This is a genomic window from Chelatococcus sp. KU-N122 (assembly GCF_055391085.1).
On the sequence record NZ_AP043981.1, the window covers coordinates 6,423,306 to 6,436,919 of the forward strand.

Here is a 13,614-nt window from a genome sequence, read left to right on the forward strand (position 1 = left end):
CTCGAGCGGGACGCGCCCGGCGAGCCAGCAGGCGTAGATTCACGACAATCGGAGCTGTTCGGGCCGGATGATGTCCTCCGCCCGGGCCGAGGAGCTCCCAGGGTGGGCTGGACTGCGGCCTCGACCTCGCCTATCGCACACCTCGATCGATCACACTGCGGTCGCCGTCGGCTGCGGCGACAAGGGAGCGCTCCATGAAACTGCCGCGTCAGTTCTTCCGTCCGTTGGCGATCGGAGCGCCGGAGCCGTTCCGCGAGCTGCCCGTCCGGCTGGAGCGGATGATCCATTTCGTTCCGCCGCACAACGACAAGATGCGGGCCAAGGTGCCGGAGCTCGTCCGCCAGGTCGACGTGGTGCTCGGCAACCTGGAGGATGCCATTCCCGCCGACGCCAAGGAGGCGGCGCGGGCCGGCTTCATCAAGATGGCGCAGGAGACCGACTTCGGCACGACGGGGCTGTGGACCCGTATCAACTGCCTGAACAGCCCGTGGGTGCTCGACGACATCACCGAGATCGTCGCCGCGGCCGGCAACAAGCTCGACGTCATGATGCTGCCCAAGGTCGAGGGCCCCTGGGACATCCATTATCTCGACCAGCTGCTGGCGCAGCTCGAAGCCCGGCATGGCGTCACCAAGCCGATCCTGATCCACGCCATCCTGGAAACCGCCGAGGGCGTGAAGAACGTCGAGGCGATCGCGCAGGCCTCGCCCCGCATGCATGGCATCAGCCTGGGACCGGCGGATCTCGCCGCGTCGCGCGGCATGAAGACCACCCGCGTCGGCGGCGGCCATCCCGACTACAAGGTGCTGTCCGACCCGAGCGGCGATGCACCGCGCCAGTCGGCCCAGCAGGACCCCTGGCACTACACCATCGCCCGCATGGTCGACGCCTGCCAGGCGAACGGCATCAAGGCCTTCTATGGGCCGTTCGGCGACTTTGCCGATCAGGATGCCTGCGAGGCCCAGTTCCGCAACGCCTTCCTGCTCGGCTGCGCCGGGGCTTGGAGCTTGCACCCGACTCAGATTTCAATCGCCAAACGCGTGTTCAGTCCGGATCCGGGCGAAGTCGGCTTTGCCAAGCGCATCCTCGAAGCCATGCCGGACGGCACGGGCGCGGTCATGATCGACGGCAAGATGCAGGACGACGCCACCTGGAAGCAGGCCAAGGTCATCGTCGATCTGGCGCGTCTCGTTGCGGCCAAGGATAGCGACTACGCTGCCTTGTACGGGCTGTGATATCGGCCGCGCCGCGGCAGCAGCATGTTCGTGGGGCGAATCCGAAATTCGCATCATATTCGAGGCGGCATCGGGGGCGAGTTTGCGGATTCCGCGGCCCCAGCGGGCAATTCTATGATTCTAGCGTGGTTTAATGGATTCGAAGGTCCTGAACGGTGATGCCCTGCCAGGATCGGAAACGGCAACCGACCACCCTAGTTTGGACCAGAGCGGAGATCAGGCGATGAAATTCGGCGCCGCCAAATTTGCCATCGGACAGGTCGTTCGCCACCGCGTCTACCCGTTTCGCGGGGTGATTTTCGACGTCGACCCGGAGTTCAACAACACCGAGGAATGGTGGGAGTCGATCCCCGAAGACGTCCGTCCGCGAAAGGACCAGCCATTCTACCACCTGCTCGCCGAGAATGCGGAGACCCAGTACGTCGCCTATGTCTCCGAGCAGAACCTGCTGCCCGACACGTCCGGAAACCCGGTACGCCATCCGCGCATCGACGAAATGTTCGAGCGCGACAACGACGGTTCGTACCGCGCGCGATCCCACCACGCGCACTGAAGCGGCCATGGCCTGTGCGGGGCTCGTCTCCGCGCGGGCACCGCCCGCAAGACGGCCGAGCCCGCCCGCACGTCATGCCGCCGTGGCCGGCCTGCGGCGGAGATCGGTGCTCCGCAGCAGCCGGAGCGCCATGGTCCAGAAGAACGATCTCCTTGTTGGACGCGGCCTTTCTGCAAAGCCGGTATCCACGTCGGCGTCTGATGCTCTAAACTAGTAGATAGGGGAAGCGCCAGAGGTTCGGCCGTGACGAATGCGTTCAGCCAGATCAGGACCGGTCGCTTCGCGACCATCCTGATGCTGCTCGCCCTCGCCGGGCTGCCTGTCGCGGTCTGGCTCGACCTGCGGTCGCTGTCGGAGAACATTCTACGCCGTCAGGCCGGCGAGGTTGGGCGCGTCATTGACGATCTGCGTGCGTTCTACGCCAGCGAAGTGGTGGCGCGCATCCAGTCCGCCCCGGGCCGCGTGCAGATCACCGAGAAGTACAAGGACGTCGACCACGCCATTCCGATCCCGGCGACGCTGTCGATCGAGCTCGGTCGCATGATCAGCAGCCGTGACGGCACCGTCCGCTACGCCTTCATCTCCGATATGCCGTTCAAGGGCCGCAAGCCCTACAGCCTCGATGCCTTCGAGAGCGAGGCCCTCGCCGAGCTGCGGACACATCCCAAGGAGACGATCTCCGAGGTCAGCGGCTCGGTGTTCGACCGCCAGGTGCGGATCGCCACCCCGGTGATCATGGGGCAGGCCTGCGTCAACTGCCACAATGTGCATCCGGACAGCCCCAAAACGGACTGGAAGGTGGGCGACGTCCGCGGCATCCAGGAGATCACGGTCGTCCAGCCGATCGAGGCCAACACCTTCGCCTTCAAGTACCTGCTGGTCTACCTGGTCGCGGCGGCGACGGGCGGCATCGCGCTGCTGCTCATGCAGCGGCGCGACCAGCAGGAGCTCAAGCTCGCCAAGGACAAGGCCGAGGTGGCACTGGCCGGGCTGCAGGCGGCACAAGCCCAGCTCGTCACCCGCGAGAAGCTCGCCTCGCTCGGCCAGCTCACCGCCGGCATCGCGCACGAGATCAAGAATCCGCTGAACTTCGTCAACAATTTCGCCGACCTGTCGGCCGACCTGGTGCGGGAGCTGCGCACCCTGCTGAGCGGCGCCAAGCTCGACGGGGAGACCAAGGCTGAGGTCGAGGACATCGGCGATATGCTGGAGGGCAACCTCGGCAAGGTGGTCGAGCACGGCAAGCGCGCGGATTCGATCGTCAAGAACATGCTCCTGCACTCCCGCGAGGGCGTGGGCGAGTACCGGGCGGTCGATCTGAACGCGCTCGTCGAGGAAAGCCTCAACCTGGCCTATCATGGGGCCAGGGCCGAGAAGCAGGGCTTCAACGTCACGCTGGAGCGATCATACGATGCGACGGTCGGGTCGGTGGAGCTCTATCCGCAGGAGTTCATTCGCGTCCTGATCAACCTGATCGGCAACGGCTTCTACGCCGCGCAGCAGCGCAAGAAGACGGGGGAGCCAGGCTTCGAGCCCACCCTGCGGGTGGCCACGAAAAATTTAGGTGACCGGGCGGAGATCCGTGTGCGAGACAACGGCGTAGGCATACCGGCAGAGGTAAAGGCCAAGATCTTCAACCCGTTCTTCACGACCAAGCCCGCCGGCGAAGGAACGGGGCTCGGGCTTTCGCTCAGCTATGATATCGTCGTGAAGCAGCACGGCGGCACCCTGGAGGTGGAGACCGAGCCCGGTTCGTTTACGGAGTTCGTCGTCACACTGCCGCGCGGCGCCACGCCGACGCCGCAGCCTCAGGCGAGGAGAAGCAAGTGAGCGCGTGTATCTTGATCGTCGATGACGAAAAGGACGTGGAAATGCTGTTCCGGCAGCAATTCCGCCGCGAGCTCCGCGCCGGCCGCTTCGTCATGGATTTCGCTCTTTCCGGCGAAGAGGCGCTGCGCAAGCTCTCCGACGTGGCCGGCGCTCAGCCCGTGCTGCTCGTCTCGGACATCAACATGCCGGGCATGAGCGGCCTCGATCTCGTGCCCCGGGCGAAGGAGGTTCGGCCCGATCTGCCAATCGTCATGATCACCGCCTATGGCGACGCCCGCACCCGGGAGGTCGCGCTGGCGCGCGGCGCCGACGAGCTCTTGACCAAGCCGATCGACTTTCTGGCGCTGCGCAGCGAGATCGACGCACGGGTGGGTGGAAGCGGACAAGCGCCGTGATCACGATTCTCGTCGTCGACGACGAGCCGGATCTTGAGCCGCTGGTACTGCAGCGCTTCAGGCGTCAGATCCGCAGCGGCCAGCTCGCCTTCCTGTTTGCGCACGACGGGGTCGAGGCGCTGTCCCTGATCGAGAGCCACATCGGCATCGATCTGGTGGTCAGCGACATCAACATGCCGCGCATGGACGGCCTCGCGCTGCTGGAGCGCCTGCAGGAGGCGGAAGAGGACGTCTCGACGGTGATCGTGTCGGCCTATGGCGACATGGCCAACATCCGCACCGCCATGAACCGCGGCGCCTTCGATTTCGTCACCAAGCCGATCGACTTCGGTGATCTGGAGGCGACGATCGACAAGACCTTGCGCCATATCACCCGCATCCGCGATGCCCGCCAGCGGCAGCTCGACGCCGAACGGGCCCATGCGGCACTGTCTCGCTACTTCTCGCCCAACCTGGCCGAGCGGCTCGCCATCGATGCCCAGCGGCTGAACGGCGGCGAGCGGCGCGACGTCACCTCGCTGTTCACCGATGTGACCGGCTTCACCAGCCTGGTCGAATCCATCGATCCCGCCGTACTCGCGCCGCTGCTCAACGAATATCTGATCGGCATGACCGATATCGTCTTCGTGCACGAGGGCACCGTGGCCAAGATCGTCGGCGACGCCCTCCACGTCCTGTTCGGAGCGCCCGGCGATCAGCCCGATCACGCCAGCCGCGCCATCGCCTGTGCCCTGGAGCTGGACGCCTTCGCAGAGGCGTTCCGCAAGACGTGGTCCGGCAAGGGAATCGGGGTCGGCGCGACGCGGATCGGCGCGCACTCGGGGCCGGCGATCGTCGGCAATTTCGGCGGCGGGCGCTTCTTCGACTACACGGCCTACGGCGACACCATCAACACGGCGGCACGGCTGGAATCGGCGAACAAGCCGCTCGGCACGCGCATCTGCGTCAGCGCCGACCTGGCCGAACAGGTCGACGGCTTCGGCGGCCGCCCGATCGGCGACCTGCTGCTGCGCGGCAAGACGGAGGCGCTGCGGGCGTGGGAGCCGCTGTCGGACGACGCGTTGGCCGAGCCGTCGACGGCGAGCTATCATGAGGCCTTTGCCAAGCTCGAGCGCAACGATTCAGGAGCGATCGCCGCTTTCGCTGCGCTCGTCGGCCAACGGCCCGTCGACGGGCTGGCGAGCTATCATCTCAGGCGGCTGCTGAACGGCGCGACCGGAACCCGCATCGACCTGTCGGGCTAGAGCATTTTGCCATTGGATGGACCTATCCAATGGCAGAGAAAATGCTCATAGTCTTTTGAATCTGGAGCGCTTTCTCGCGATCGGGTGGTCCCACCCAATCGCAAAGCGCTCTAGCGGAGGAGCCGGGCCCCCCGCTCCCCGCGGTCTGGTGACGCCGGCACAGTCACGACCGCTCCAGATTTTAAAGACTTGGAGCATATCGACCCGATTAGATGAGTTTATCTGATCGGGACATGCTCTCGCGCGTCAGCCGGCTCTGGCGGGCTGACGCTTGTTCCGGGGCGAGGGATGGCCGGGTCGAGCCCGGCCACGAGGGCGCCTACTGCTTCGGCGCGGGCGCCGGGGCCGGGGCCGCGGCAGGGGCAGCGCCTGCCGCCGGCGCGGCCTGGCCGGACGCTTCCATCTTCTTGCGCATCTCTTCGCTGCGCTTCTGGAGCTCTTCCTGCAGCTTCTTCTGCTGCTCCTCGAGCACCTTCGGATCGATGGCGGCGCCGTCGAAGCCCTTCTGGAAGCCGGCCAGCGGCACCTGGAAGGTGACCACGTTGGCGACCTGGTTCTGGACGCTGACGTTGACGTTCGTCGCCTTCTTCAGGCTGGCGATGTCGGCTTCCTTGATCGGCACCTCGGCGAAGCAACCGTTCGGGAAGCAGAGCGCGAAGCGGCCTTCGGTCGCCTGGCCCTGGTCGATCGTGACGCGGATGCCCGGCTGGATCAGCAGCCCCAGCGGCAGCAGGAAGCGCATCATCTTCTGCGGCTCGCCCTTCACGTCGTAGACGGCGACGGCGAGCACGGGCTGACCCTGGTCGGAGACGAAGTCACGCGTGGTGTAGCAGATTTCCTTCTGGTTCGACGGATCCTTGCCGCACACCTTGGTCCAGTCCGGCTGCGACGGCTCGGACTTGACCGCGACCACGGTCGGGCCTGGGGCCGCCCCTTGCGCCGGAGCCGGCTGCTGCGCGGGCGCCGGCTGGGCGGCGGGCTTCTTGGCCTGGGCGAATGCAACGGCCGGAGCCAGCGCCGCCACGCTCACGGCGAGCAATCCCGCGGCCGTGCGGGCCACGCCGAGGCGCGCAGACCTGTTGATGAATGTCATGCAAGATATCCCTTCGATCACAGCACGAACCCCGGTGCGCTCTTGTTCAATGCGCAGGTTTGCGCGGCCGAGCGCCTTTACACATGTCGTCGATGTCCATCATTGCCAGAAGGGCGAGCCCGTTTGCGGCGTGCCGCGGTTTCGACCTGAAGAGCGTCATCGCGCCCTGCTCACCCTCGATCGGCACGACGTGCTTCGGTGGCGAATGAGGCGGATGAATGACCGACGAATTGGGCGTCCCCTTTACCGCTTAACCCCGCAGGTTTCCAGTCCCTTCGGTGGATGGCCGGCCCGTCCGGCGCGGGCCCGTCGCCAGCCCGCGCGCTTCGATCCGGGCGGTCCGGCCCCGACCTTCTGCAGCCGGCCCGGCACGGACGCGCGCGTGACATGACAAGAAAACGCTTAGGTTGGCGGCCACAGAGAGCCGTTTCTTGATTCTCCCAGCCGGATGCCACTCCTTGCCGAACCGACCTCGCATCCATCCATGTTGATCTCGGGCCGATTCTGGTGCCGCATCGGCGTCGTCGCGCTCACCATCGCGGCGGCCGGCGCCGAAGCGCACGAAAGCCACGGCATCGCCATGCATGGCGAGCCCCGCCTCGAGGCAAGCTTCGACCGACTGCCCTATGCGGCGGCCGACGGGGCCGCCGGAGGCCGCCTGACGCTCGGCGTGCAGGGCACCTTCGACAGCCTCAACCCGTTTCCCGTCAAAGGCCTCACGGCGGCGCTCGGGGTGGCGACGCTCAGCGTCGAGTCGCTGATGAAGCGTTCGCTGGACGAGCCCTTCACGCTGTACGGACTGATCGCCCGCTCGATCGAGACACCGGACGACCGCTCCTACGTCATCTTCCGGCTCGACCCCCGCGCGAAGTTTTCCGACGGCGTCCCGATCACCGCCGAGGACGTGAAGTTCAGCCTGGAGCTGCTGAGGAGCAGTGGGCGCCCCAACTATCGCAACGCCTACGGCAAGGTCTCGCGCATCGACATCATCGACCCGCTCACCATCCGGCTCGATCTCAGCCAGGCCGGCGATCGGGAGCTGCCGCTCATCCTCGGCCTGATGCCGGTGCTGCCCAAGCACGCGACCGATGCGGCCCATTTCGATACCGCCGGCTTCAAGCCCCTCGTCGGCTCCGGGCCCTACGTGGCGGCGGCGATCAAGCCCGGCGAGAGCATCACCTTCCGGCGTGATCCGGCGTATTGGGGCGCCGACCTGCCCATCAACCGCGGCACCATCAACTTCGACGAGATCCGCTACGACTATTACCGCGACGCCAACAGCCTGTTCGAGGCGTTCAAGGCGGGCCTTTGCGATGTCAGGGTCGAGCTCGATCCCGCCCGCTGGATGCAAGGCTACGACATTCCGGCGGTGAAGGAGGGACGCATCGTCAAGGAGAGCCCGCGCTCCCGGCTGCCCAAGGGCATGTCGGGCTTCGTCTTCAACACGCGCCGGGCCAAGTTCGCGGACGTCAAGGTCCGCGAGGCCCTGTCGTACCTGTTCGACTTCGATTGGGTGAACCGCAACCTCTACTACGGCCTCTATGAGCGCACGACCAGCTACTTCGCCGAATCGCCGATGGCCTCGAGCGGGCGCCCGGCCGGGCCGCTGGAGCGCCGGCTGCTGGCGCCGTTTCCGGATGCCGTGCGGGCGGACATCATGGAGGGCCGCTGGCGTCCGGCCGAGGCCGACGGCTCGGGCCGCGACCGGGAGGCCTTCCAGCGCGCGCTGGCGCAGATCGAGGCCGCCGGCTTCCGTCTCGACGACGGGGCCTTGAAGCAGCCCGGCGGCGAACCATTCACGATCGAGATCATGGTGCTCACCCGCGATCAGGAGCGGCTGGCGCTCAATCTGGCCGACAGCCTGCGCTGGATCGGGGTCGGCACGCGGGTCCGCCTGGTCGACACGGTGCAGTACGAGCGCCGCCGCCAGCGCTTCGACTACGACATGATCATCGCGTCATGGCCCGTATCGCCCTCCCCGGGCAACGAGCAGTACTTCCGGTGGGGCTCGCAGTCGGCCGATCGGGAAGCCTCGTTCAACTTCGCCGGCGCCCGTTCGCCGGCGATCGACGCCATGATCGCGGCGCTGCTGGCCGCCGAGAGCCAGGACGCGTTCGAAGCCGCGGCCCGCGCCCTCGACCGCACGCTGCTGTCCGGCTTCTACGTCATCCCGCTCTTCCACCTGTCCGACTTCTGGATCGCCCGGGCGAGCCGCATCGGCCGCCCGGCGCAGCTGCCGCTCTACGGTCCTTATCCGGAGCAGTGGTGGCAGGCAGGCGAAGCGACGGCGGGCGGGCGTTAGCCTTAAAGATGAAGCTTCGCTCCCAGCTCAACGGTTCCGGATCATTGCCCTTTTGGTTGCGCGCAACCATCTGTACCGTGCGGCTGTCATTGGTGATGGAGGCGACATGGCCAAGGCTAAGCAAAGGGATGGCCTGACCAAGTTCCAGCGATACCGACGGATGCAGCACAGCCGAGGCATGAAGCTGCTGCGCATATGGGTTCCCGATCCGAAGGCTGCCGACTTCCAGGAGCACGCCAAGCGCCAAGCCGCACGCCTGCGAGGGGCGCCTGAAGAGGCCGAAGCGCTGAGCTTCATTCAAGCTGCCACGGAATGGCAGGAATCGTGAAGCGAGGAGATATCGTCACGGTTTCCGCTCCCGGCGACACCGGCACGCCGCGTCCAGCCGTGGTGGTTCAGTCGGATTGGCTGGCCGACACTGACAGCGTGCTGGTCAGCTTGCTCACGAGCACGCTCCGCGACGCGCCGATATTTCGGTTGACCGTCATGCCCGTGCCTGGAAATGGGCTGAGGGTCCCCTCCCAGGTGATGGTCGATAAGATCATGGCGTTCCCGCGCGAAAAATGCGGTGACGTCATTGGCCGACTCGACGACGAGTCGCTGATCGTCTTGAACCATATGCTGTCGGTCATTCTTGGTTTGGCCGACTAGGATCGCTGGCGCATAATGCGTGGTGCTGAAACCTCCACGCGGAGATGCGCCATGCCGCCAGCCCAAGACGTGCCGCCAGCCCAAGCCCTGCCCCTCCACGTCGACGTGGTCTCCGACGTCGTCTGCCCGTGGTGCTTCATCGGCAAGCGGCGCATCGAGCGCGCCGTCGCCCTGGCACCGGACGTAGCCGTCGAGCTGGCGTGGCGGCCGTTCCAGCTCGATGCGACCATCCCCCGTCAGGGCCTCGACCGGCAGGAGTACATGCAGCGCAAGTTCGGCAGCGCCGAGAAGGTGCGCGCCATCTCGGAGCGGCTGACCGCGGAAGGCGCGGCCGAGGGCATCGCGTTCCGCTTCGACCGCATCAAGCGCTCGCCCAACACCCTCGACGCGCACCGGCTGATCCGCTGGGCCGGGACCGCCGGCGCCCAGGGACCCGTGGTGGAGGCGCTGTTCACCCGCTTCTTCATCGACGGCGACGACATCGGCGACCCGGCCGTGCTCAAGGACGTCGCGGCCGAGGCCGGCATGGACGCCGACGTCGTCGGCGAGTTGCTCGCCGGCGACGCCGATGTCGGCCACGTGCAGGAGGAGATCGGCTACGCGGCGGAAGCGGGGGTGACCGGCGTGCCTTGCTTCATCTTCGCCAGCCGGCTGGCGATCCCCGGCGCACAGGAGCCGGCGACGCTCGCCCGCTACATGCAGCGGATCGCCGTCAAGATCGCCAACGAGAGCGTGGCGACCGCCGGCGCCTCGGCCTGATACGGCCGGCCGCGGGCCGATCCGGGATCACGCCGCCTTCTTGCGCTCGGCGATGCGCACCAGATCGCGCAGCAGCCGCGCCGTGCCCTTGAGGCGCGCCTCCGGTGTATCGAAGTCGTCGATGAAGACGATGGTCATGTCCGGCCTCACCTTGGCCAGCGAGCCCTGCTCGGCCACATAGCCGACCAGCCCCTCCGGATTGGCGAAGCTGTTGTCGCGGAAGGAGACGACGATGCCCTTGGGGCCAGCCTCCACCTTGGCGACGTTGGCGCGCAGGCACAGCGCCTTGATGGCGACCAGCTTGAGCAACTGCTCCACCTCCTGGGGCAGCGACCCGAAGCGGTCGATCAGCTCGGCGCCGAAGGCCTCGATCTCCTGGTCGCTCTCCAGCGTCGACAGGCGCTTGTAGAGCCCGAGCCGGAGCTGGATATCGGGAACGTAGTCCTCGGGGATCATCACCGCCGTGCCGATGGTGATGGTCGGCGACCATTGCTCGTCGCCGACCGTGTCCTCCACGCCGGCCTTGAGCTGCGCCACCGCCTCCTCGAGCATCTGCTGATAGAGCTCGTAGCCGACCTCGCGGATATGGCCGGACTGCTCGTCGCCGAGCAGGTTGCCGGCGCCGCGGATATCGAGGTCGTGGCTGGCGAGCTGGAAGCCGGCGCCGAGCGTGTCGAGGCTCTGCAGCACCTTGAGGCGCTTGTCGGCGGTTGCGGTGATGGTGCGGTTGGCCGGCACCGTGAACAGGGCGTAGGCGCGCGTCTTCGACCGCCCCACCCGGCCACGCAACTGGTAGAGCTGGGCCAGGCCGAACATGTCGGCCCGGTGCACGATCAGCGTGTTGGCGCGCGGGATGTCGAGGCCCGACTCGATGATCGTGGTGGACAGCAGGATGTCGAACTTGCCCTCGTAGAAGGCGGTCATGACGTCCTCGAGCTGGCCGGCGGGCATCTGCCCGTGTGCCGTGGTCACCTTCGCCTCGGGCACGTGCTCGTCGAGGAACGCCTTGACCTCGGCCAGGTCTTCGATGCGCGGCACGACGTAGAAGGATTGGCCGCCGCGATAGCGCTCGCGCAGCAGCGCCTCGCGGATGGTCAGCGGGTCGAACGGCGTGACGAAGGTGCGCACCGCCAGCCGGTCGACCGGCGGGGTGGCGATGATCGACAGCTCCCGCACCCCGGTCAGTGCGAGCTGCAGCGTGCGCGGAATCGGCGTCGCCGACAGCGTCAGCACGTGCACCTCCGACCGCAGCGCCTTCAGCCGCTCCTTGTGCGCCACGCCGAAGTGCTGCTCCTCGTCGACGATGATGAGGCCGAGCTCCTTGAACTTGACGGTCTTGCCGAGCAGCGCGTGGGTGCCGACGACGATATCGATCTGGCCATCGGCCAGCCCCGTCCTGACCTGCTTGAGCTCGGCGGCCGGAATCAGCCGCGATGCCTGCGCCAGCTTGACCGGCAGGCCCTGGAAGCGCTCGACGAAGCCCTGGTAGTGCTGGCGCACCAGCAGCGTGGTCGGGGCGATGAGCGCCACCTGCTGGCCGGCCAGGGCCACGGCGAAGGTGGCCCGCAGCGCCACCTCGGTCTTGCCGAAGCCGACGTCGCCGCAGATCAGCCGGTCCATGGGCCGGCCGCGGGCGAGGTCGTCCATCACCGCGTCGATGGCGTTCTGCTGGTCCTCGGTCTCGTCGTAGGGGAAGCGCGCCGCGAACTCGTCGTACAGCCCCGGCGGCGGCACCATCTTGGGCGCGTCCTGCAGGGCGCGGGCGGCGGCGACCTTGATGAGCTCGCTCGCCATCTCGCGGATGCGCTTCTTGAGCTTGGCCTTGCGCGCCTGCCAGCCGACACCGCCCAGCTTGTCGAGCACCACCTCGGTGTCTTCGGAGCCGTAGCGGGACAGCAGCTCGATGTTCTCGACCGGCAGGAACAGCTTGTCGCCGCCGGCATAGTGGATTTCCAGGCAGTCGTGCGGCGCGCCGCCGACCGTGATGGTCTGGAGGCCGATGAAGCGGCCGATGCCGTGGTCGACGTGGACGACCACGTCGCCGGTGGACAGGCTGCCGACCTCGGCGATGAAATCCTGCGCCCGCTTGGATTTGCGGGCCTGCCGGACCAGCCGGTCGCCGAGGATGTCCTGCTCGCAGACGACGGTGAGGTCGCCGGTCTCGAAGCCCTCCTCCATGCCCCAGACGGCCATGCCGATCTCGGTCTTGGTCAGGGCTGCGGTGCGTGCGAGATCCGGAACCGGACGCAGCGTCTTGACGCCGTGGTCCGCCAGCACGTGCGACAGACGTTCGCGCGAGCCGTCGGACCAGGCGGCGACGATGACGCGGCGTCCGTCCGCCTGCCGGGCGGCGATATGGCGGACGGCGGCTTCGAAGACGTTGACCGTCTCGTCGGCCCGTTCGGGCGCGAAGCTGCGGCCCTGGTGGGCGCCGAGGTCGATCACAAGGCGGCCGCCGCCCTCCGGCTGGGCGAAGGGGGTCACACGCGCGAAGTCCGCCTTCTGGAGATACTGCGGCCATTCCTCGGCCGAAAAATAGAGCGTCTCGGGCCGGACCGGCTTGTAGGGTGCCCCCCGCCGCTCCCACCCATGCCGGCGACGCGCGCCTCGTAGTAGTCACTGACCTGCGTCAGCCGCTCGCCGACCACGTCGTCGACCCGCTCGTCGAGCACCAGCGGCACGCCGGGCAGAAAGTCGAGCAGGGTGTCGAGCTTCTGGTGGAACAGCGGCAGCCAGTGCTCGAGGCCGGGATGACGGCGGCCCTCGCTCACCGCTTCGTAGAGCGTGTCGTCCCGCGTCGCGGCGCCGAATGCGGCCACGTAGGCCTGGCGGAAGCGGCGGATGGTCTCGGTGGTCAGCTGCACTTCGCTCATCGGCACCAGGTCGAGCGAGCGCAGCTGCCCGGTGGAGCGCTGCGTCTCCGGGTCGAACGGGCGGATCGATTCGAGCGTATCGCCGAAGAAGTCGAGGCGGATCGGCTGCGGCATGCCCGGCGCATAGAGATCGAGGATGCCGCCGCGGACGGCGTACTCCCCGGTGTCGCGCACCGTGCCGGTGCGGGTGAAGCCGTTGATCTCCAGCCACTGGATGAGCCCGTCCATGGCGATGGCATTGCCGGGCGCAGCGGAAAAGGTCTCGGCGGCGATTCGCGCCCGCGGCGGCACCCGCTGCACCAGCGCATTGACGGTGGTGAGCAGGATGCGCGGCCGCTCGGCCGAGGAGCGCGTGCGGGCCAGGCGCGACAGCACCGTCATGCGCCGCGCGGTGATGGCGCTGATCGGTGACACGCGGTCATAGGGCTGGCAGTCCCACGACGGGAAGGTCAGCACCTCCACGTCGGGCGCGACGAAGCCCAGGCCGCTTTCGACCAGCGCCAGACGCTGGCCCTGCCGGGCGACATAGACGAGCGCGGCCGGCGCTTCGCTCGTCTGGGCCACACCGCGGGCCAGGTCGGCGAGCACCAGCGGAATGAAGCTGTCGGGAACGCCGGCGAAGGTGGGCCGGTCGCCGCGCATGAGCGCGTCGAGCGCTTTCTTGAGAGACGCTGTCATC

Annotated in this window: 10 protein-coding genes and 1 pseudogene; 9 read left to right on the plus strand and 2 right to left on the minus strand. The window is 67.3% G+C overall.

The genetic code is table 11. The annotated features are described in order from the left end of the window. Positions 1-194: 194 nt before the first annotated feature. From ACZ5PO_RS29195 to ACZ5PO_RS29215, 5 genes are all read left to right on the plus strand, one after another. Positions 195-1,235, plus strand: a complete 1,041-nt coding sequence (locus ACZ5PO_RS29195) for an HpcH/HpaI aldolase/citrate lyase family protein (RefSeq protein WP_464185741.1) — start codon at positions 195-197, stop codon at positions 1,233-1,235. A 223-nt stretch (positions 1,236-1,458) separates the two neighbouring features. Further along, the gene (gene hspQ / locus ACZ5PO_RS29200) at positions 1,459-1,788 is read left to right on the plus strand and encodes a heat shock protein HspQ (protein ID WP_464185743.1); all 330 of its coding nucleotides are present in this window, start codon (positions 1,459-1,461) and stop codon (positions 1,786-1,788) included. A gap of 294 nt (positions 1,789-2,082) precedes the next feature. Next, on the plus strand, positions 2,083-3,618 hold the full coding sequence (locus ACZ5PO_RS29205) for an ATP-binding protein (RefSeq protein ID WP_464197098.1): 1,536 nt from the start codon (positions 2,083-2,085) through the stop codon (positions 3,616-3,618). Further along, the gene (locus ACZ5PO_RS29210; protein ID WP_464185744.1) at positions 3,615-4,013 is read left to right on the plus strand and encodes a response regulator; all 399 of its coding nucleotides are present in this window, start codon (positions 3,615-3,617) and stop codon (positions 4,011-4,013) included. Before ACZ5PO_RS29205 ends, ACZ5PO_RS29210 begins: the two co-directional genes overlap by 4 nt. Continuing rightward, positions 4,010-5,257, plus strand: a complete 1,248-nt coding sequence (locus ACZ5PO_RS29215; protein ID WP_464185745.1) for an adenylate/guanylate cyclase domain-containing protein — start codon at positions 4,010-4,012, stop codon at positions 5,255-5,257. Before ACZ5PO_RS29210 ends, ACZ5PO_RS29215 begins: the two co-directional genes overlap by 4 nt. A 319-nt stretch (positions 5,258-5,576) precedes the next feature. Here the strand turns inward: ACZ5PO_RS29215 and ACZ5PO_RS29220 are convergent, their stop codons facing one another. Further along, a complete protein-coding gene (locus tag ACZ5PO_RS29220; protein ID WP_464185746.1) occupies positions 5,577-6,350 on the minus strand; it encodes an invasion associated locus B family protein in 774 nt (257 codons plus the stop codon). A gap of 484 nt (positions 6,351-6,834) precedes the next feature. Here ACZ5PO_RS29220 and ACZ5PO_RS29225 point away from each other — a divergent pair, with 484 nt between their 5' ends. The 4 genes from ACZ5PO_RS29225 to ACZ5PO_RS29240 all read left to right on the plus strand — a co-directional run bounded on the left by ACZ5PO_RS29225 (position 6,835) and on the right by ACZ5PO_RS29240 (position 10,062). Continuing rightward, the gene (locus ACZ5PO_RS29225) at positions 6,835-8,652 is read left to right on the plus strand and encodes an extracellular solute-binding protein (protein ID WP_464185748.1); all 1,818 of its coding nucleotides are present in this window, start codon (positions 6,835-6,837) and stop codon (positions 8,650-8,652) included. Positions 8,653-8,758: 106 nt separating this feature from the next. Then, positions 8,759-8,980: an antitoxin MazE-like protein gene (locus tag ACZ5PO_RS29230; RefSeq protein WP_464185750.1), complete on the plus strand. Its 222-nt coding sequence runs from the start codon at positions 8,759-8,761 to the stop codon at positions 8,978-8,980. After that, complete coding sequence (locus ACZ5PO_RS29235) at positions 8,965-9,303, plus strand: type II toxin-antitoxin system PemK/MazF family toxin (protein ID WP_464185752.1); 339 nt, start codon at positions 8,965-8,967, stop codon at positions 9,301-9,303. Before ACZ5PO_RS29230 ends, ACZ5PO_RS29235 begins: the two co-directional genes overlap by 16 nt. A 51-nt stretch (positions 9,304-9,354) precedes the next feature. Then, positions 9,355-10,062: a DsbA family oxidoreductase gene (locus ACZ5PO_RS29240; RefSeq protein WP_464185754.1), complete on the plus strand. Its 708-nt coding sequence runs from the start codon at positions 9,355-9,357 to the stop codon at positions 10,060-10,062. Positions 10,063-10,089: 27 nt separating this feature from the next. Here the strand turns inward: ACZ5PO_RS29240 and mfd are convergent. Then, positions 10,090-13,613 (minus strand): annotated as a pseudogene (gene mfd, locus ACZ5PO_RS29245) (transcription-repair coupling factor). Position 13,614: the final 1 nt, after the last annotated feature.